The organism is Xenorhabdus miraniensis, assembly GCF_002632615.1.
The window spans coordinates 138514-159354 of record NZ_NITZ01000009.1 but is presented as its reverse complement, the minus strand read 5'-3'; the positions used below and the strand labels follow the sequence as shown (position 1 = coordinate 159354).

Annotated in this window: 19 protein-coding genes; 3 read left to right on the top strand and 16 right to left on the bottom strand. The window is 45.4% G+C overall.

The window, feature by feature from the left end; translation table 11 throughout:
- Nucleotide 1 precedes the first annotated feature (1 nt).
- The 15 genes from rnhB to rpsB form a co-directional block, all read right to left on the bottom strand.
- Nucleotides 2-592: a ribonuclease HII gene (rnhB, locus tag Xmir_RS35630; protein ID WP_099114054.1), complete on the bottom strand. Its 591-nt coding sequence runs from the start codon at nucleotides 590-592 to the stop codon at nucleotides 2-4.
- Nucleotides 592-1776: a lipid-A-disaccharide synthase gene (lpxB, locus tag Xmir_RS35625; protein WP_099114053.1), complete on the bottom strand. Its 1185-nt coding sequence runs from the start codon at nucleotides 1774-1776 to the stop codon at nucleotides 592-594. Before lpxB ends, rnhB begins: the two co-directional genes overlap by 1 nt.
- Before the next feature lie 4 nt (nucleotides 1777-1780).
- Nucleotides 1781-2578, bottom strand: a complete 798-nt coding sequence (gene lpxA / locus Xmir_RS35620; protein WP_099114052.1) for an acyl-ACP--UDP-N-acetylglucosamine O-acyltransferase — start codon at nucleotides 2576-2578, stop codon at nucleotides 1781-1783.
- 3 nt (nucleotides 2579-2581) lie between these two features.
- Nucleotides 2582-3034, bottom strand: a complete 453-nt coding sequence (gene fabZ, locus Xmir_RS35615) for a 3-hydroxyacyl-ACP dehydratase FabZ (RefSeq protein ID WP_099114051.1) — start codon at nucleotides 3032-3034, stop codon at nucleotides 2582-2584.
- 147 nt (nucleotides 3035-3181) lie between these two features.
- Nucleotides 3182-4210, bottom strand: coding sequence for a UDP-3-O-(3-hydroxymyristoyl)glucosamine N-acyltransferase (gene lpxD / locus Xmir_RS35610; RefSeq protein WP_099114050.1), 1029 nt, complete (start codon nucleotides 4208-4210; stop codon nucleotides 3182-3184).
- Between the two features lie 4 nt (nucleotides 4211-4214).
- The gene (skp, locus tag Xmir_RS35605; RefSeq protein WP_099114049.1) at nucleotides 4215-4712 is read right to left on the bottom strand and encodes a molecular chaperone Skp; all 498 of its coding nucleotides are present in this window, start codon (nucleotides 4710-4712) and stop codon (nucleotides 4215-4217) included.
- 151 nt (nucleotides 4713-4863) lie between these two features.
- Complete coding sequence (gene bamA / locus Xmir_RS35600; protein ID WP_099114114.1) at nucleotides 4864-7254, bottom strand: outer membrane protein assembly factor BamA; 2391 nt, start codon at nucleotides 7252-7254, stop codon at nucleotides 4864-4866.
- A 34-nt stretch (nucleotides 7255-7288) separates the two neighbouring features.
- Nucleotides 7289-8644, bottom strand: coding sequence for a sigma E protease regulator RseP (rseP, locus tag Xmir_RS35595; protein ID WP_208620416.1), 1356 nt, complete (start codon nucleotides 8642-8644; stop codon nucleotides 7289-7291).
- A 6-nt stretch (nucleotides 8645-8650) separates the two neighbouring features.
- Nucleotides 8651-9514 carry a phosphatidate cytidylyltransferase gene (cdsA, locus tag Xmir_RS35590; RefSeq protein ID WP_099114047.1) on the bottom strand — a complete coding sequence of 288 codons (864 nt, stop codon included), beginning with the start codon at nucleotides 9512-9514 and terminating at the stop codon, nucleotides 8651-8653.
- 9 nt (nucleotides 9515-9523) lie between these two features.
- Nucleotides 9524-10276, bottom strand: a complete 753-nt coding sequence (gene ispU / locus Xmir_RS35585; protein ID WP_099114046.1) for a (2E,6E)-farnesyl-diphosphate-specific ditrans,polycis-undecaprenyl-diphosphate synthase — start codon at nucleotides 10274-10276, stop codon at nucleotides 9524-9526.
- Between the two features lie 266 nt (nucleotides 10277-10542).
- Nucleotides 10543-11739, bottom strand: a complete 1197-nt coding sequence (ispC, locus tag Xmir_RS35580) for a 1-deoxy-D-xylulose-5-phosphate reductoisomerase (protein WP_099114045.1) — start codon at nucleotides 11737-11739, stop codon at nucleotides 10543-10545.
- 171 nt (nucleotides 11740-11910) lie between these two features.
- Nucleotides 11911-12468 (bottom strand): ribosome recycling factor, encoded by a 558-nt coding sequence (gene frr / locus Xmir_RS35575; RefSeq protein WP_099114044.1) that lies wholly within the window; start codon nucleotides 12466-12468, stop codon nucleotides 11911-11913.
- 167 nt (nucleotides 12469-12635) lie between these two features.
- Nucleotides 12636-13364, bottom strand: a complete 729-nt coding sequence (pyrH, locus tag Xmir_RS35570) for a UMP kinase (protein WP_099114043.1) — start codon at nucleotides 13362-13364, stop codon at nucleotides 12636-12638.
- Between the two features lie 147 nt (nucleotides 13365-13511).
- Nucleotides 13512-14369 (bottom strand): translation elongation factor Ts, encoded by an 858-nt coding sequence (gene tsf / locus Xmir_RS35565; RefSeq protein ID WP_099114042.1) that lies wholly within the window; start codon nucleotides 14367-14369, stop codon nucleotides 13512-13514.
- 148 nt (nucleotides 14370-14517) lie between these two features.
- On the bottom strand, nucleotides 14518-15243 hold the full coding sequence (gene rpsB / locus Xmir_RS35560; RefSeq protein ID WP_099114041.1) for a 30S ribosomal protein S2: 726 nt from the start codon (nucleotides 15241-15243) through the stop codon (nucleotides 14518-14520).
- 382 nt (nucleotides 15244-15625) lie between these two features.
- On the opposite strand from rpsB, the gene map reads away from it, so the two are divergent.
- The 3 genes from map to dapD all read left to right on the top strand — a co-directional run bounded on the left by map (nucleotide 15626) and on the right by dapD (nucleotide 20100).
- The gene (map, locus tag Xmir_RS35555; protein ID WP_099114040.1) at nucleotides 15626-16423 is read left to right on the top strand and encodes a type I methionyl aminopeptidase; all 798 of its coding nucleotides are present in this window, start codon (nucleotides 15626-15628) and stop codon (nucleotides 16421-16423) included.
- A 160-nt stretch (nucleotides 16424-16583) separates the two neighbouring features.
- The gene (gene glnD, locus Xmir_RS35550; RefSeq protein WP_099114039.1) at nucleotides 16584-19238 is read left to right on the top strand and encodes a bifunctional uridylyltransferase/uridylyl-removing protein GlnD; all 2655 of its coding nucleotides are present in this window, start codon (nucleotides 16584-16586) and stop codon (nucleotides 19236-19238) included.
- Nucleotides 19239-19275: 37 nt separating this feature from the next.
- Entirely contained in the window at nucleotides 19276-20100 is an 825-nt protein-coding gene (gene dapD / locus Xmir_RS35545; RefSeq protein ID WP_099114038.1) for a 2,3,4,5-tetrahydropyridine-2,6-dicarboxylate N-succinyltransferase, read from the top strand.
- A 79-nt stretch (nucleotides 20101-20179) separates the two neighbouring features.
- On the opposite strand, the gene Xmir_RS35540 is transcribed toward dapD, so the two are convergent.
- On the bottom strand, nucleotides 20180-20581 hold the full coding sequence (locus Xmir_RS35540) for an HVO_A0114 family putative DNA-binding protein (protein WP_099114037.1): 402 nt from the start codon (nucleotides 20579-20581) through the stop codon (nucleotides 20180-20182).
- Nucleotides 20582-20841: the final 260 nt, after the last annotated feature.

Here is a 20841-nt window from a genome sequence, read left to right as displayed (position 1 = left end):
CTTATTCAAGACCCAGCGCCCGTTTAACCGGCGCAAAACTTTTACGATAATGTTCCGTCGCACCCAGCAACGCCAGTTTTTCCAGATGCAGGGCCGTAGGATAACCTTTATGTTTCGCAAAACCGTAATCAGGGAGCTGTTTATCCAGTTCTGCCATTTCTCTGTCACGTGTCACTTTAGCAAGGATTGAAGCCGCACTGATTTCGGCAACCAAGCTATCCCCTTTAACCACCGCTTGAGCTGGCATTGCTAATGCCGGGCAACGATTACCATCAATCAGGACATAATCAGGCGTCATTGCCAAACCCGCTACTGCCCGCTGCATGGCAAGCATTGTGGCATGGAGGATGTTGAGCTGATCGATTTCTTCTGGCTCTGCACGCCCAAGACTCCAACACAATGCTTTTTCTTTAATTTCTAAATACAGCGCTTCACGGCGTTTTTCTGTGAGTTTTTTCGAATCCGTTAAGCCTGTAATAGGCTTAGCCGGATCCAGAATAACTGCCGCAGTGACGACAGCCCCTACCAGTGGGCCACGCCCAACTTCATCAACACCGGCAATTAAATTCACCTGAGGATAAACAAAATCCATTATCTTCTCGCTAATTCCAGAACAGCTTGAGCAGCCTGTTCATCAGCATCGCAACGAATGCTTTCATGTAAATGCAGGAACGTTTGTTTCAGTGCTTCCACGTCAGCGCCACCTTGCAGAAGAGGCAACAGCGCCTGCGACAACGCTTGTGGTTCACATTCATCCTGCAATAACTCTTTGACTAATTCTTTACCTGCCAACAAGTTAGGCAAGGAAACATATGGCGTTTTCACCAGGCGTTTTGCCAGCCAGAATGTAAAAGGTTTCATTCTATAACCCACTACCATCGGGCATTTGGCCAACATACACTCCAGTGCTGCCGTTCCTGATGCCAGTAAAGTTGCGTCACTGGCAATCATGGCTTCACGCGCTTTTCCATCCAATAAATGGATTGGCAAATCCGGTGCAATTTCGTCTTTAATGCGCTGAAACTGTTCACGCCGTTTAGCATTCACCAAAGGAACCAATACGTGCAGATCAGGCAATTCCTTCCGTAATAATTGTACGGTTTTTAAGAAATCAGCACTGAGCATCTCTACTTCAGCATTGCGGCTACCGGGCAGCACCGCCAGACAATGGGTATTCAATGGAACGCCCAAAAATTCTCTGGCAGCGGCTTTATCTGTTTGCAGAGGCATTGCATCTGCCATCGTATGACCAATGAACCGGCATGGAACGTTAAACCGATCATAGAACGCTTTTTCGAATGGTAAAAATGCCAGTACCAAATCTGTTGACCGGCCGATTTTAAACACCCGTTTGTGTCGCCATGCCCATACTGATGGACTGACGTAATGGATTGTTTTGAGCCCCTGCTGCTTAAGCCGCCCTTCCAGGGTGATATTAAAATCAGGGGCATCAATGCCAATAAATACATCCGGCCTTAAGGCAGTAAAACGCGCCGTTAAGTCTTTGCGTATTTTCAGCAAACGGGGCAAACGCCCCAAAACTTCAACAATCCCCATTACGGCCAGCTCTTCCATCTCATACCAGGCTTCACAACCTTCCGCCTGCATAAGAGGGCCAGCAACACCCACAAAGCGGGCATTTGGAATTTTTGCTTTCAATGCACGAATCAGGCCAGCCCCAAGAATATCACCGGATGTTTCTCCGGCGACCAAACCAATTGTCAGCGGGCGCTGATTGTCAACAGAAGAAAAGGTAGTCAAAGGAGTGTCCTTCATCTACTTAACGAATAATGCCACGACTGGATTTTGCGGAATTTTCCAGAAAATCACTGAATACTTTCACGTGTGGGTTATTTTCCGCTTGAAGGCCAATTTCGTGTCTGGCTTCTTCCAACGTTTTTCCGCTGCGGTAAAGCGTCTTATAAGCGTTACGGATAGCATGCAGCGATTCTTTATCAAACCCGCGACGTTTCAAGCCTTCGATATTCAATCCGAAAGGTGTTGCATGGTTTCCTTGTGCAATAACGTACGGAGGAACATCCTGAGCAACGCCAGAACAACCTCCAACCATGACATGGGAACCAATCTGACAGAATTGATGCACTGCCGTCATTCCACCAATAATGACGTAATCACCCAAAATGACATGACCGCCTAATGTGCCATTATTTGCAATGATACACCGATCACCAACGATACAATCATGGGCGATATGGGCGTTGATCATAAGCAAATTATCACTGCCGACTTTGGTCACTCCACCGCCCTGAACAGTACCACGATGAATAGAGACACTTTCACGAATGCGGTTACGATCGCCAATTTCAACACGAGTCGGTTCACCTTGATATTTGAGATCCTGATTGACTTCACCAATAGAAGCGAACTGATAGATCTGGTTATCGCGACCAATCTTAGTTATCCCATTAACCACAACATGAGATTTCAGTTCAGTCCCTTCACCAATCTCAACCTGAGAACCGATATAACAAAATGGGCCAACGCGAACATTGGCACCAATAACAGCACCTTCTTCAATGATTGAAGAAGGATGAATAACAGCGGTCTGATCAATCATGGATTATTCCTCACGGCGGCGAGCACACATCATTTCCGCTTCGCAAGCCAATTCCCCATCGACTTTCGCTACGCCCCTGAAACGCGCAACACCGCGACGCTCTTTAATAAACTCAACATCCATCACCAATTGATCACCCGGCAGCACTGGGCGCTTGAATCGGGCACCATCAATAGCGGCAAAGTAATACAATTCACCCGGCTTAAGTGACCCTACACTTTTGAATGCCAGAATTCCGGTGGCTTGAGCCATGGCTTCAAGGATCAGAACACCCGGGAAAATAGGTTTACCCGGGAAGTGCCCCTGAAAGAATGGCTCATTGAACGATACATTCTTGACTGCGCGTAAAAATTTACCTGCTTCAAAATCCAAAACACGATCTACCAACAAAAATGGATAGCGATGAGGCAGTAAATCTAAAATTTCTTCAATTTGCAGAGTATGACTATTACTCATCTAAATACTCTTCCTGTCTATATAAGAATCATTGTATTAACGACACGGCCTGCGTTAACTCTAAATTTAGAGTTATCAGGCAGGCCGCAAAAATTAAAAGCACAACCAAAAATGCTGATTAAAAACGTTTAATCAAATGTAGTATGATTACTCGTTTTCACCTTCTAATCGGCGTTCCACTGACTTCAAGCGTTTATTCATGTCATTGATACCCATGACTAAAGCGGCAGTCTTACGCCAAGTTTTGTTCGGTTGTAATGGGATACCCGACGAATAAACACCAGGCTCTGTAATGGGGCGCATCACCATGCTCATACCCGTCACGGTGACTTTATCACAGATACTCATGTGTCCATTAATAACACTTGCACCCCCGATCATGCAGTAACGACCAATTTTCAGGCTGCCCGCCATAATGACACCACCCGCCACTGCGGTGTTGTCTCCGATCGTCACGTTATGGGCGATCTGGCATTGGTTGTCTATGATAACACCATTGCCAATGACTGTGTTATCCAACGCACCACGGTCAATAGTCGTACATGCGCCGATTTCAACTTTGTTCCCAATGATTACAGTGCCTAACTGTGGGATTTTAATCCAGTTTCCGCGTTCATTGGCATAACCAAAACCATCGGAACCTATAACAGTTCCTGATTGGATCAAGCAGGACTCACCCATTTCAACGTTATGGTATACCGATACATTGGCCCAAAGACGGGTACCCGCACCAATTCGTGCATTCTTACCAATAAAGCAACCTGCCCCGATGATGACATTATCACCAAGTTCAACACCAGATTCGATAACAGCATTTGCGCCAACCGCCACATTTTTGCCCAAAACTGCATCGGGAGAAATAACTGCTGATGGGTGGATATCCTGCGCAGACTGTGGTGTTGTATCCATAATTTGCGCCATACGGGCATAGGCAAGATAAGGATCCTTGACAACCAATGCGGCAACCTTGCAGTGAGGAAGGTCGGCTTCACGTAGCACAACAGCCGCTGCCTGACACTCAACAAGCTTGTCAGTATAACGGCTATCGGATAAAAATGTAATTTGTTCGCTATTTGCTGAATACATCGGTGCAATACCGGTGATGACGATATCGCCATCACCGTGCAATTGCGCATTCAACTGCTGAGCGAGGTCAGCCAATCGAATTGAAACCATCTACTTATTTAACCTGTTTCAGTACTTCTGCGGTGATATCTTTACCCGACGCAGAATACACAGCGGCATTCGCATCAAGAACAAGATCGTAACCTTCTTTACCTGCAACAACTTTAACCGCATCCTGAATACGGGTCAGGATTTTGTTGCGCTCTTCCAACTGGCGACGGCGGCTATCGTTTTCCAAAGATTGTGCTTTCTGGGCAAACTCATCGCGTTTCGCCACAACTTCTTTTTCTAATTTTTCACGTTCACTGGCTTTCATTGTTGAGCCATCACGCTGTAATTTCTGGAGCTTGGTCTGCAAATCTGATTCCATACGCTGCAATTCAGTTGCACGGCTTTTAAACTCGTTGTCCAACTGTTTTGCCACAGCTTCACGGGCTGGCAACTGTTGAAAAACTTCAGCAACATTCACTAAAGCGATTTTATCTGCCGCCTGAACACCCGCAGAGAACGCCAACGCCATACCCAGGCCTGCTGCACATAATACTTTTTTCACTATAAACTCCTTTGACCCACGCTATTTTTACAGATTGGAAAATTTAGAGCTTATCCTATCAGGCTATTTTATATGCCAATCGGAATCTGGAACACTCTAAATATCGCCCTATCTAATAATAGAGCGATTTTTTACCAAAAAAGATTAATTATTACCAAGATCCGCCAATGTTAAACTGGAACTGCTCAGATCTATCACCTTCGTAATCCTTAATTGGCTTCGCATAAGAGAAGCTCAGCGGCCCTAACGGTGACATCCATTGTAGAGCAATACCGGTCGAAACACGGATATTGTTTGGCTTGCTGTAGTCAGGCATCCCGTGAGTCTTAGCCCAATTAGTATCCCAATTCGTATCCCAAACCGTTCCCGCATCCACAAACAATGAAGTTCGAACGGAATTGGAATATTTAGCATCCAGGAACGGCGTTGGCGTAATCAGCTCGAAACTCGCAACCGCTACCGAGTTCCCCCCCACAGCATCACGGGATGGGTTATTTTTATCTAGCTTACCCTGATTATTTAAATAAATCGCTTTCGGGCCGATATTATTCGAGCGGAAACCACGAACACTGCTAGGGCCACCAGCATAGAAGTTTTCATAGAATGGCATTTCTTTGCCACCAAAACCACCACCATACCCCAGACGGGTACGTCCCATCATCACCCATGAATGATCATCATCAAGAGGATAATAACCTGTCGCGTTCCAAGTGATTTTATAGAACTGGTTGTCAGAACCAGGAATTGTCATTTTGGTATCCAGAGATGATCGGATACCCGCAGTTGGGAAGAAACCACGGTCAAGGCTGTTATAACTCCATCCCAGTGTCAGAGACAAATCATTGGTATCGAATTTCGCCTTGTCATCATATCCCCGTTTTTTACCCATTTTATCCAGATAACGCCACATCGCGACTTGTGGACTCATGTTAGACAGGGAGTTATGTACATAACCCAGTCTCAACGCCAGAGAGTTATTTTCATTCAATGGGAAGCCAAGCACACCCTCTGTACCATATGCTTTGTTGGTATAGTTCGAAAGCTCAGCATCATCAGCACGGAAGTCATTATAAAACACGCGACCACCTAAACTGACCCCATTGACGGTGAAGTAAGGATCGGTCATAGATAAATCAGCCGACGTTGAATAATCATTTTTACTGGCGCTGATACCTACGGAATTCCCCGTTCCCAACCAGTTATCCTGTTGGAGACCGATTTGGAAGCTCACGCCACTTTCCGTACCAAAACCAACACCAAAGTTCATGGAACCGGTATTACGTTCTTTGACCTTATAAACGATATCAACCTGATCTGGGCTACCCGATACACGTTCAGTATCCACATCAACCGATTCAAAATAGCCGAGTCGATTTAAGCGTTCTTTGCCCTGTTCAACCTGATCACTACCTAACCATGCCCCTTCCATCTGACGCATTTCACGGCGCAGTACTGAGTCTTTACTAATATCATTACCTGTAAAGCGAATCTTGCGCACATAGAAACGGTTGCCTGCATCGACATTGACATGCAGCTTAACGGTTTTATCAGCATCGTTGATTTCAGGTTGAGTCATTACGCGAGGGTAAGCATAACCATAGCGACCAAGCAGATTTTTGATGGCTGTTTCCATCTTGGTCACTTCTGCACCGTTATACAATGATCCCGGCTCAATGTTAGTGAATTCCTGTATCTGTGACTGATAGCCAGCCAAATTACCGTTTAAATCAACATTTGATATCTTGTATTGATCACCTTCGGTGATATTGACGGTAATATAAATGTCTTTCTTATCTGGTGTCAGATTGACTTGGGTTGAATCAATGTTGAAACGGGCATAGCCGCGGTCAAGATAAAAACTGCGCAGGGTTTCAAGGTCACCAGACAGTTTTTGTTTCTGATATTTCTGATCAGCCGTCATATTCCACCAAGGAACATCGTCCCTGAGCTGGAAATTATTAAGCAGCTCTTGGGTCGAAAAGGCCTTATTACCAACAATATTAATTTGTTGAATTTTGGCAGAAACACCTTCAGAAAAAACAAGTTTCAAGTCAATACGGTTGCGGGGCAGCGGCGTGACAACCGCTTTCACTGTCGCGTTGTATTTACCAACACTGTAGTAAAAATCTTCCAGCCCTTTTTCAATATTGGACAGCATAGTGCGGTCAAGGGCTTCACCAACACGAACACGCGACGCTTCAAGATTCTGCTTAAGCATGTCATCTTTCACCGATTTATTACCGGAAAAAGTGATACTGGCGATAGTCGGTCGTTCTTTTACCTGAACGACAAGTGAATTGCCATCACGTAAGACACGAACATCTTCAAAGTTCCCAGTTGAGAACAGTGCATGAATCGTGCGACTAATGTCTTCATCGCTAACCGTATCACCGACTCGAACTGGCATGTTCAGTAATGCTGCACCAACGGTGACACGTTGAAGACCCTCAAAATGAATGTCCTGAACTATGAATCCGTCTGAACCGTATGCAGTGGCGCTGCCGAACAGCAGCGACGCTATGAGCAACTTTTTCATCGCCATCGTTGTTATGCGTTTTCCTAACCGGTCTCCCGTCTTAAAAACGGGAGAAATCATTGAAAAGTGCAAGCCCCATTAATAACACCAGCAATACAGCACCAATGCGATAACTGAAGTCTTGTACACGCTCGGAGACCGGCCCTCCCTTGATCTTTTCGATTGCAAGGAAAAGCAAGTGTCCACCATCTAGTACAGGTAATGGGAACAGGTTAATGATCCCAAGGTTGACGCTAATCAGCGCCAAAAACATCAAATAATACACCAAGCCAGAATCAGCCGATACTCCGGCACCTTTGGCAATGGAAATCGGGCCACTTAAGTTATTAAGTTTCACCTCACCCACAATTAATTTGCCCAGCATATTGACGGTCAGCTTCATTAATTGCCAAGTTTTATCCCCTGCCTCATAAATGGCAGAAAAAGGCCCGTACTGTTGAACCACTTTGTATTCATCTGCCAGTGGAATGACCTTAAGTTCAGTACCTGCAAATCCTTCCTCACGGCCATTGGATAATTTTTTGACCTCAGGGATCAGAGACAGGGAAATCATCCCTCCAGCTCTCGCAACGTCCAATTTTAGAGGAATATTGGGATTCTTCCTGACAAATGATGAAAAAGTGTGCCAGACATCTACATCCTGACCATTGACTTTAACGATTCTGTCTCCCGACTGTAAACCGGCTTTTTCAGCAGGTGAAGCAGGATAAACCTTCTCCACTTGCGAACTGACTCGCGGAACAACAGGCATGATGCCCAAAGACAGCAAAACGTCCTGCTTAGATGGGTCGAATGCCCATCCGCGCAAATCCAGCGTCTTTTGAATACTGTCAGTGGCATCCACGGGAGTAACATCCATGGACACAGATGTCTCACCCACTTTACTTACCATAGCAAGACGTACCGAATTCCAATCAGAGGTTTCGATACCATCAACAGCTTTTAGTTCCATTCCAGGCAAAATATTTGCCTGTGCGGCAATAGAATCTGGCTTAACATCCAACACCACAGGGCGTACAGTTGGCACACCAATCACAAAAACCAACCAATAAGCGATAACCGCCAGAATGAAGTTTGCAATTGGCCCGGCGCTGATCACTGCCGCGCGCTGGCCGATGGTTTTATTGTTGAATGCCATATGACGACGTTCGGGCGAAACATCCCCCACCCGTTCGTCGAGCATCTTGACATATCCGCCAAGCGGAATAAGGGCAATAACGTATTCGGTCCCCTGTTTATCTGTACGACGCCAAAGCACTTTACCAAACCCGATGGAAAAGCGTTCAACGTAAATACCACATCGTCTGGCAACCCAAAAATGACCAAACTCATGCACTGTGATGAGAACACCCAACGCAACAATAAATGCAGCCAGATTCCAGAGAATATCCATTATGTACCCTCAGAGAGCAAATCCAGAAGAAATTAACATGACCAAACCCGCAAATACAGGGATGGCCGCTGTTAAGCTATCTACCCTATCCATGACTCCGCCATGTCCCGGAATCAATTGACTACTGTCTTTAATCCCTGATTCCCGCTTGAACATGCTTTCGGTCAGATCACCAAAGACCGAGGCAATAACGACTACCGTAGAAATCAACAACAAGTGTTCTGGCATTGCAGGTACGGGTGCAAATTTACCGAACAGCCATGAAATCAGTGCAGCAGTTAACAGCCCACCAACAAGCCCTTCAAGGGTCTTGCCCGGTGACACTTTTGGTGCCATTTTGTGCTTACCCATAGTGCGGCCAAAAATATAAGCACCGGAATCAGCAGCCCATACCAGCAACATGACATACAGCAGCCACCATGCTCCATCATAGGTATTGTTTTCATAACCCTGGGTGCGCAGTACCATCATTCCACAATAAAATGGCACGATAGTCAGGACACCAAACAGCAGGCGCAAAACAACCGATGACTTCCAGATGGAAGCCGAAGCCGGATAAGTGACCACCAATAAAATTGCGGCTACCCACCAAAGCATGCCAGCCCACAACAGATATACAATTTGCGGTTTTTCAATAAGATGAGAAAAATCTGACAAAGAGTATTGTAAAGCCAATAATCCTACGGCACATAATACAGCCAGCGTAATACGTTTAGTTTGAGTGAAGAGACCAGCAAATTGCCCCCATTCCCATGCGGCAAGCGCTGAAACAGCAATGACAACCAATCCAAATCCTGATGGGGGAAGGAAAAACAGTGCTGCTACAACAAGTGGAATCAATATCAACGTAGTTAAAAGACGGTACTTCAGCAAGTTCTCCTCCTATGATCCCACTTCGGCATCGTCTGGTGTTCCGCCAAATCGGCGTTCTCGTTTGGCAAAGGCATTAATTGCACCTTCAAAAGAAGTTTCATCAAAATCAGGCCAAAGTATATCGGTAAAATACAATTCTGCATAAGCTATCTGCCATAACAAGAAATTACTGATACGATGTTCGCCTCCGGTTCGAATGACCAGATCAACTTCAGGCTGCTGACTTAAATTAATGAAGTTACCTACTGTGGCCTCGCTGATTTCCTCAGGAACCAACTCATTTGACTTAATTTTTTCAGCTATTTGCTTAATACCCTGAACCAAATCCCAACGTCCGCCATAGTTAGCGGCAATATTAAGCTGCAATCCGGTATTGTCCGCCGTTAATTCAACTGAACGGCGGATACGCTCCTGCAACCGTGGGCTAAAGCGACTAATATCGCCAATAACAGACAATTTCACATTGTGTTTATGCAGGCTCTTCACTTCATTATCAAGAGCAAAAACAAACAGCTCCATCAATGAACTGACTTCCTGCTGTGGGCGATTCCAGTTTTCACTGCTGAAAGCATATAGGGTCAATGATTCAATGTTATGTTTCACTGAAAAACTCACGGCACTCCGCACAGCTTTAACGCCTGCGCGATGACCAAACACTCTTAATTTGCCACGCTTTTTTGCCCAACGACCATTGCCATCCATAATAATGGCGACATGTCTGGGCAACGTTGGCAATGAATCACTATCACTGGGAGGTATCACTCAAAATAATCCTTAAAATAACTAAGCTGGCTTTTCGATGAATTCAATCTATTCCAAACATGAAAAAGCCGTGTTACGTGTTAATGATTATCACGGCTACCACGGCTATTTCTGGCACGGCCTGAATGAAAGCCTTTGTCCTTGATATACACGATTGAAACGCGGATACCAACTAACTGAATTGGCTATTATAACAACTATAATTTACCCGCGAACTATATCATTTGCCAAAACGCAAACAAACACATACTTATTAACAAAATTCGCTATTTGGCAAAAATTCTGATGGTTTCTCTCGCCAAGATCCGTGCTGTATTGTCGACTTCTAAGACCTCTTCAATACTTTGAGGTTCAGATAAATTTAATTTTTCCACGACCAAGCGATTAATTGTCGCGATATCTGTGAAATGAATTCCATCTTTCAAAAAAACATCAACAGTTTCTTCGTTAGCTGCATTTAAGGCTGTGGTTGCCGCCTGGCCTTGATTACAAGCTTCAATGGCCAATTTTAGACAAGGGTAGCGTTGATAATCGAGGGCTTCGAAGGTCAGCATGCTCAGCTCGGTAAAATCCAATGGTTTTGCGCCGGATGAGATACGATTAGGATAAGCCATTGCATGGGCTATTGGAGTACACATGTCCTGCGTTCCCAATTGTGCAATGATGCTGCCATCCTGATAGCGAACCATGGAATGGATGACTGACTGGGGATGTAACAATACTTCCATTTCATCGGCAGACGCATTGAACAGGTAACGCGCCTCGATATATTCCAGCCCTTTGTTCATCATGGTAGCCGAATCAACAGAAATTTTACGTCCCATTGACCAAATAGGGTGGGCACACGCTTCATCCGGCGTAACATGAGGTAATGTTTCTAACGGCGTTTTACGGAACGGCCCACCGGAACCTGTCAGAATAATGCTGGAAATGCCATAATCCTTCAAATTTACATTGCCGAGGTTATGTTGAACCGCTTCCGGCAAGCTCTGAAAGATAGCATTATGTTCACTATCGATGGGTAACAGTTGCGCTTTATGCTGGACAACAGCATCCATAAACAGACGCCCACTGGTAATCAGGGATTCTTTATTCGCTAACAGAACCTGTTTTCCCTTACGGATAGCCGCCAATGTCGGTAATAACCCGGCCACCCCAACAATGGCAGACATGACTTGATCGACTTCTTCCAGTGCGGCTAAATCACAAATAGCATCTTTACCGAACAACACTTCGGTTTGACTTCCCTGTTCCTGCAATAACCGGCGCAGCCCCTTTGCGGATTGCTCATCTTCCATCGCTGCATATTGTGGGCTAAATTCCAGACACTGCTGTGCCATAACTTCAATATTTTTCCCGGCAGCAAGGGCGACTACCTTGAATTTTGTTGGGTTATTTCTGACAACAGAAAGCGTACTTTTCCCAATCGAACCCGTTGAGCCAAGAATAGTTAACCGTTTCATTTTGATACTCTGAATAGACTACTGATATAAAATTACAATAGTTTGAGCGGTACAGATCGCTATGTCCATCGCTTGAGAAAGAAATGTGATACGAAGTGTAATATCAAGAATAAGCACAACGCCGCAAAAATTGCGGCGTTGTGCTTATGAGTTGTATTCCTGCATTAGCAATTAGAAGTCCATCAATTCGGCTTCTTTATTTGCCAGTGCTTCATCAACCTTCTTAATGAAGCTATCAGTCAGTTTCTGAATATCATCTTGTGAACGACGCTCTTCATCTTCACTGATTTCTTTATCTTTCAGCAATGCTTTGACCTTATCATTAGCATCACGACGAATATTACGGATAGAAACACGACCCTGCTCCGCTTCGCCACGAACAACCTTAATGAGATCCTTACGGCGTTCTTCTGTCAGTGGTGGCAGTGGGACACGGATAATGGTTCCGGCAGAAGATGGGTTCAGACCCAGATCAGAAGCCATAATTGCTTTTTCAATAGCCGCAGTCATAGAACGGTCAAATACGGTGATCGCTAAAGTACGTGCATCTTCTGCAACGACGTTTGCAATCTGACGCAGTGGAGTCGCAGCGCCATAATATTCAACGCTGATTCCATCCAACAGACTAGGAGAAGCACGGCCAGTACGAACCTTGCTGATTTGGTTTTTCAGTGCTTCGACGCTTTTTTCCATGCGGTCTTGTGCGTCTTTTTTGATTTCATTAATCACGTTACAAACCCTTGGGAGATGTTATTTTTTAGGCCAAATGCGTAATGAGCAAATATCGCATCAAATACGCTAATGAATAAGTGGCCCTGTGTCATTAAATTTGGCGCATCAGGTCGCTGATCATACCGTCAAACTTCATCGGTGTCTCTGAGCATGAATTATGAAAATCAGTTGTTAGAAATCAGCGTACCTTCATTTTCCCCCATCACAACACGACGAAGTGCGCCTGGTTTGTTCATATTAAAAACACGAATTGGCAGGTTATGGTCACGAGCCAACGTAAAGGCCGCCAGATCCATCACTTTCAATTCACGCTCTAATACTTCCTGATATGCCAGCTCGTGGTAGAGTTCTGCTTCAGGATCTTTCTCAGGATCAGCGGAATAAACGCCATCAACTTTGGTTGCTTTTAACACAACATCCGCTTCAATTTCAATGCCACGCAGACATGCAGCGGAATCAGTTGTAAAGAACGGGTTACCAGTTCCCGCAGAGAAAATAACAACGCGACCGTGACGCAGTAAGCTGATCGCCTCAGCCCAGCTATAGTTGTCACACACACCATTCAATGGAATGGCAGACATCAAACGAGCGTTCACATAGGCGCGGTGCAACGCATCACGCATCGCCAAGCCGTTCATCACGGTCGCCAACATGCCCATGTGATCGCCTACTACACGGTTCATACCTGCTTGTGCCAAGCCTGCGCCACGAAACAGGTTACCTCCTCCAATAACGACACCGACCTGAATACCCAGCTCAACCAGTTCTTTGATTTCCTGAGCCATGCGGTCTAAGACTCTAGCGTCGATACCAAAACCTTCTTCGCCTTGCAGGGCTTCTCCACTGAGCTTAAGCAGGATTCTCTGATATACGGGTTTTGCATTGGTTGCCATGGTGTTCAGTCCTAAGCAGATAAGGATTATTGAGGATTTATTACGGTTTATTCAATTACTACACATCCACGCACTATTCAGCCCAGATGTAAAAAACTCATGTCGAGATAAAACAGAACCGCCAATCGGCGGCTCCGTTTAAGAAAATTAAGACTGTTTACTCATTGCAGCAACTTCTGCTGCGAAATCAGCTTCAACTTTCTCAATACCTTCACCAACTTCGAAGCGGATGAAGTTGATTACTTTAGCATTGTTTTCTTTCAGCAGATCGCCAACAGATTTGCTTGGATCCATCACGAAGTTCTGACCAGTCAGAGAGATTTCGCCGGTGAATTTGTTCATACGGCCAGAAACCATTTTCTCTGCGATTTCGCGAGGCTTACCAGACTGCATTGCGATGTCCAACTGGATCTGGTGTTCACGCTCAACAACGTCAGCAGGAACGTCAGTTGGGTTTACATATTCTGGTTTGCTTGCAGCAACGTGCATTGCGATGTGCTTGATCAGCTCTTCGCTTGCGCCTTCAGCAGCAACCAGAACACCAATGCGAGCACCGTGCAGGTAAGAACCTACAGCTTCGCCTTCCAGAATTTCAACACGACGGATGTTGATGTTTTCACCGATTTTCGCTACCAGAGTAGCACGCTGTTCTTCGAACTTCGCTTTCAGAGCTTCGATGTCAGCGTTTTTGTCAGCCATAACGGAAGCAATAACTTCTTTACCAAACGCCAGGAAGCCTGCGTCTTTAGCAACGAAGTCAGTTTCACAGTTCAATTCAACGATACCTGCGAATTTAGCATCAGCAGCAACTTCAACCAGGATAACACCTTCAGCAGCAACACGGCCTGCTTTCTTAGCCGCTTTTGCCTGACCTGATTTACGCATGTTATCGATAGCCAGTTCGATATCACCATTTGCTTCAACCAGTGCTTTTTTACATTCCATCATGCCTGCGCCAGTACGCTCACGCAGTTCTTTTACCAGAGCAGCGGTAATGTCAGCCATTTGTTTTATTCCTCGATGTGTCTCGCGGGAAGATAATATTCCGCGGGGATAGTTCTATATCAGATATGTAAAGGGGGCCGTGACAGGCCCCCTAACCAATATATTTCAATACCTGGTCAATAAGGGCTCAAGAATTGAGCATGCCTTATTATTCAGCGTCTACAAGACCTTCTTCAGCCTGAACAGCCAGATCTTGAGAACGACCTTCACGAACAGCGGTAGCTGCAGCGGTCAGGTACAGTTTTACTGCACGGATTGCGTCGTCGTTACCAGGAATGATGAAATCAACGCCATCTGGATCAGAGTTGGTATCAACGATAGCGAATACTGGGATACCCAGGTTGTTGGCTTCTTTGATAGCGATGTGTTCATGTTCAGCATCGATAACGAACAGAGCATCAGGCAGGCCGCCCATGTCTTTGATACCACCCAGGCTGTTTTCCAGTTTGCCAAGCTCACGAGTACGCATCAGCGCTTCTTTCTTGGTCAGCTTGTCAAAAGTACCGTCCTGAGACTGAACTTCCAGATCTTTCAAACGCTTGATTGACTGACGAACAGTTTTCCAGTTAGTCAGCATACCACCTAACCAACGGTGGTTAACGAAGTATTGGTCACAGCTCAGTGCTGCTTCTTTTACTGCTTCGCTAGCAGCACGCTTGGTGCCAACAAACAGAATTTTACCTTTACGGGAAGCGATTTTGTTCAGCTCTGCCAGTGCATCGTTGAACATTGGAACAGTTTTTTCCAGATTGATGATATGAACTTTGTTACGAGCACCAAAGATGAAAGGTTTCATTTTTGGGTTCCAGTAACGAGTCTGGTGACCGAAGTGAACGCCCGCTTGCAGCATATCGCGCATGGAAACAGTTGCCATTTTAGACCTCTATAAAGTTAATTGGGGTTATGCCTCCACAGATCCCATGACACCGACTCTTTGACTGCGGATGATTCATATCAATGAATTAACCGCATTAGAGCACCCCGGTGTATGTGCCGATCCGTGTGTGTTATTTACACATAATGAGTTTATTTAGTATCCCTGCGAACTGCATCACATCAGAAACAATTACACAGAATACCGGCGCGCTTTATACCACAAACCGCCACCATACTCCAACATTTGTTATTGCTTTCTGGTAGTCTGTCAGCCAACAGTTATTGGCAGACATTCGGTGGGCTGATACCATTACTGACAATATTTTTCCTTAGTTAATATCAAGTGGTCGGCAATTTTCCGACTTAAATGGACCCATTTCATGGCTATTTCTATCAAAACAGAAGAAGACATTCAGAAGATGCGTGTTGCCGGACGTCTGGCAGCCGAAGTTCTGGAAATGATTGAGCCTTACATCAAGGCTGGTGTCACCACAGGTGAACTTGATCGTATTTGTCACGAACATATCACCGGGAAGCAACAAGCTATCTCAGCTTGTCTGGGCTATCACGGTTTTCCTAAATCCGTGTGTATCTCCGTCAATGACGTGGTTTGTCATGGCATTCCAAGCGATGACAAGGTGCTGAAAGAAGGCGATATCGTCAATATTGATGTGACTGTTATCAAAGAAGAGTTCCACGGTGATACTTCCAAAATGTTCATCGTTGGTAAACCAACCATTCAAGGTGAACGCCTGTGCCGTGTGACACAGGAAAGCCTGTATCTTGCCCTGAAAATGGTTAAGCCGGGTATTCGCCTGCGTAGCATCGGTAAAGCCATTCAGCAGTTTGTGGAAGGTCATGATTACTCTGTTGTCCGCGAATACTGCGGCCACGGTATCGGTAGGGTCTTCCACGAAGAACCTCACGTTCTGCATTATGATGCCGATGATGGTGGCGTCGTCCTGCAAAAAGGCATGGCATTCACCATCGAGCCGATGGTAAATGCAGGTGATTTCCGCATCCGTACCATGAAAGATGGCTGGACAGTGAAGACCAAAGATCGTGGCTGGTCTGCACAGTATGAGCATACGATTGTCGTTACCGACAATGGCTGTGAAATCATGACATGGCGAAAAGAAGAAGAGTCCCATATCTCTGCGGTACTGGTGAACGCATAAAAGCCTTGATGCCAGGTATCCCCCTAATTAATGAAGCTCCTGCTCACTCCGCAGGGACTTCATTCTCTGGCAATAATCCCTGTTCATCTCACGTGTTTCTCAGTAATCTGGTCATTATGGTTTGTTTCCTCATGAGCTTTCTCATAATAGGTTTCCGCATATGCCAGCCGATATTTCCTTAGCACAAGCGCCCATTCCGCCCATTTCTCCTGTGGAGTTTTCCCACAACGATCTGCAACTTCCTGCCCTGAAACAACATATTGATGAATTTCAGCTATGGCTTGAACAGGCATTTAAGGCGGGCATTTCGCCGAACGCACTGATTTATGCTCGCAGTGACTATATTGATCAGCTTTTAAAACGATTATGGCAGGAACAGGGATTTGACCAGATAGCCTCCCTTTCTCTGATTGCAGTAGGTGGCTACGGTCGCCGCGAGTTGCACCCTCTTTCCGATATTGATCTACTGATTCTCAGTGAATCTCCATTGAGTGAAGAACAATCCGCTCATATCGGAAAATTTATTACTTTACTCTGGGATATTCGTCTGGAAGTGGGCCACAGTGTCAGAACGTTCGAAGAGTGTAAACAAAAAGGGCTTGCCGATCTGACTATTGCCACAAACCTCATTGAAGCCCGTTTAATTGATGGGGACTTACCTCTATTTCTGCGCTTGCAGAAATATATTTTCAGTGATGATTTCTGGCCATCAGCCCGATTTTTCTCAGCTAAGCTCACTGAGCAACAAGAACGTCATCAGCGTTATCACGGCACCAGTTACAATCTGGAACCTGATATCAAAAGTAGCCCGGGTGGATTACGCGATATTCACACGTTACTCTGGGTTGCTCACCGCCATTTTGGGGCAAAATCGTTAGATGAAATGGTTGGTTTTGGCTTCCTGACTCAGGAAGAGCGCAACGAATTGAACGAATGCCAGAATTTTCTCTGGCGTATCCGTTTTGCACTGCATTTGGTCGTTACCCGCTATGATAATCGACTGTTGTTTGAACGTCAGGTCAGCGTCGCCCAATTGCTTGGCTATGAAGGTGAACGCAATCAGCCTGTCGAACGGATGATGAAAGATTTCTATCGCATGACCCGTCGTGTCAGTGAACTGAATAACATGCTGCTGCAACTGTTTGATGAGGCCATTCTGGCATTGCAGCCCAATGAAAAACCGCGTCCCTTGAACGCTGAGTTTCAGCTACGAGGAAACCTCATCGATTTAATTGATGAAACACTGTTTAGCCGTGATCCCACGTCAATTTTGAAAATGTTTTATCACATGGCTGAACATCGTGAAATCAAAGGTATCTATTCCACAACATTGCGCCAGCTTCGCTATGCCCGTAGAAACCTGACAACCCCCTTGTGTGATTTGCCCGAAGCACGAAAGATTTTCATGGATATTCTACGCCATCCCCGTGCAGTCGGAAGCGCCCTGCTCCCGATGCACCGGCATAGCGTGCTAGGCGCTTACATGCCGCATTGGAGCAACATTGTCGGCCAGATGCAATTTGACCTTTTTCATGCGTATACAGTTGACGAACATACCATTCGGGTACTGCAAAAACTGGAAAGCTTTGCTGACGAAAACAACCGCGTGATCCACCCCCTATGTGTCGAGCTTTACCCACGCCTTCTTCAGCCAGAACTCTTGCGGCTGGCGGCTTTTTTCCACGATATCGCCAAAGGGCGCAATGGCGACCATTCTGAACTTGGGGCCAAAGATGCTTACTTATTCGCACAACAGCATGGCCTGACAAACCGCGAAGCAGAATTAGTGGAATGGCTGGTTCGCGACCATTTGCTGATGTCAGTCACTGCCCAGCGGCGGGATATTCAAGATCCTGAGGTTATCCAGCAATTTGCCAGTGTGGTCAAAAATCAAAATCGCTTAAATCATTTGGTCTGCCTGACCGTTGCTGATATCTGCGCGACGAATGCCAAACTTTGGAATAGTTGGAAGCAAAGCTTGATACGTGAACTCTATTTCGCCACTGAAGCCCAATTGCGCCAAGGCATTCAGAATACGCCTGATTTACGGGAGCGTGTCCGTAACAACCGATTACAGGCATTAGCTCTGCTGCGGCAAGAAAATATTGACGAAGAACGATTACATTATATCTGGGGCCGCTGCCATGCCGATTATTTTTTACGTCACAGTCCCGATCAATTAGCCTGGCATGCCAGCCATCTTATCCACCCTTTCTCTGCGGAACCAATGGTTCTGATCAGCACCGCTTTTTCTCACGGCGGCACAGAAATTTTTATTTGGTGCCAAGACAGGCCTTCTCTCTTCGCTGCCGTTGTCGGGGAATTGGACCGGCGCAATTTAAGTGTTCATGATGCCCAAATCTTCACTAATCGTGATGGGATGGCGATGGATACATTTATCGTTTTGGAACCTAATGGTCATCCATTGTCTCTTGATCGCCACGAACCTATCCGTCGAGCCTTACTGAAAGTCGTGAATGATCCTCATCCTAAAGTACCAAAAGCGCGTAGCCTGCCTTCTAAATTACGTCATTTCAATGTGCCAACCAAAGTGAGTTTTTTGCCAACAAAAAATGTTCGTCGCTCCTATATGGAATTAATTGCGTTAGATCAGCCCGGATTATTGGCACGGGTAGGCAATATTTTCGCTGAATTGGGTGTTTCCTTACATGGTGCGCGCATTACTACTATTGGTGAACAAGTTGAAGATTTTTTTGTACTGGCAGATAAAGATCAAAACGCATTACATAAAAAAATCAGGGATGAATTATCAGAAAGGTTGACAGAAGCCCTCAACACACGGGATAAACTATAGCAAAATTCTCTTAACAGAAATTAGGAACCGCATAATTATGCAGCAATTACAAGCTACTATCGAAAGTGCGTTTGAAAATCGCGTAAACATCACACCCGCTACCGTTGATGGAACGACGCGTGATGCTATTAATCAAGTCATCCAGATGCTCGATAACGGCAAACTGCGCGTCGCTGAAAAGATCGATGGGCAATGGGTCACTCACCAATGGCTGAAAAAAGCCGTGTTGCTCTCCTTCCGCATTAATGACAACCAAGTCATGGAAGGCGCTGAAAGCCGCTATTTCGACAAAGTACCCATGAAATTTGCTGATTATGATCAGGCTCGTTTCGAAAAAGAAGGATTCCGTGTCGTCCCTCCTGCGGCTGTCCGTCAGGGTGCATATATCGCCCGTAACACTGTGTTAATGCCATCTTACGTCAACCTTGGTGCTTATGTGGATGAAGGTACGATGGTAGATACTTGGGCAACTGTCGGTTCTTGTGCACAGATCGGCAAAAATGTTCATTTATCTGGCGGCGTTGGTATTGGTGGTGTGTTGGAACCATTACAAGCCAATCCGACCATCATTGAAGATAACTGTTTTATCGGCGCCCGTTCTGAAATCGTGGAAGGCGTTATCGTGGAAGAAGGCTCTGTGATCTCAATGGGTGTCTACATCGGTCAGAGCACTAAAATCTATGATCGCGAGACCGGCGAAATTCATTATGGCCGCGTACCAGCAGGCTCTGTTGTAGTCTCCGGTAATTTGCCTTCGAAAGATGGCAGCTACAGCCTGTATTGCGCCGTTATCGTGAAAAAGGTTGATGCCAAAACGCGTGGCAAAGTGGGTATTAATGAATTACTGAGAAATATTGACTAAATATTAAAAATAGCAGCAAGCCTCCTTATAGCGGGTGGTTTGCTGCTGCGGTCTGAAAAAAGTCGGAACTTATTCAATCTCAGGCAGCTTTTTTACCTTTTGAGCAGGCTTTCATAATTCTTTCGGTAACATCCTGTTCAATCTTTATTTCAAAATCGGTAAATAAAGCAATTGGTTTGACATTTTTTCCATTTTTTTCCAACCGAACAAAACCATGCCGATTAAGTGTTTTTAACGTAGTTGATAAATTGCTAGGTTTTCTCCCCGAAAGCCCGGAAAGTTCGGCTATGGTCTCTGGCTTCTGCTCATCCATCATACGAAGTAAAGCGATATTATTTTCACTCAACACCTGAGCCAGCGCTATCATGGAGGTAAACCAGACCTTGGGTTCATCTGAAAGTGGTTTATATTCCCCTTTGGCTATTGCCAATATACGTTTACGAATGAGTTCTTCATTCATTACGCCGATGAGTGCTTTCATTTTACTAACCTCTAGATTCTCTCTCAGCTATGACCTCGTCAATTTTAGCAAAAAAGTCTTCAATTAATTGATAAGGTGACATGAACTCGTGTGGTACTCCTTTATCATGCGAGTTTCTGTGCATATGATCGTATACTATACGACCCTTATATTTCCCACCAATAACCATCATCCCTATTAACTCATTGGCAATGAAGATCTAGTAAGATCTCTAGTCCATGTTCATAATCCACGATCAAGGCCCCGTCATTATTATGAGC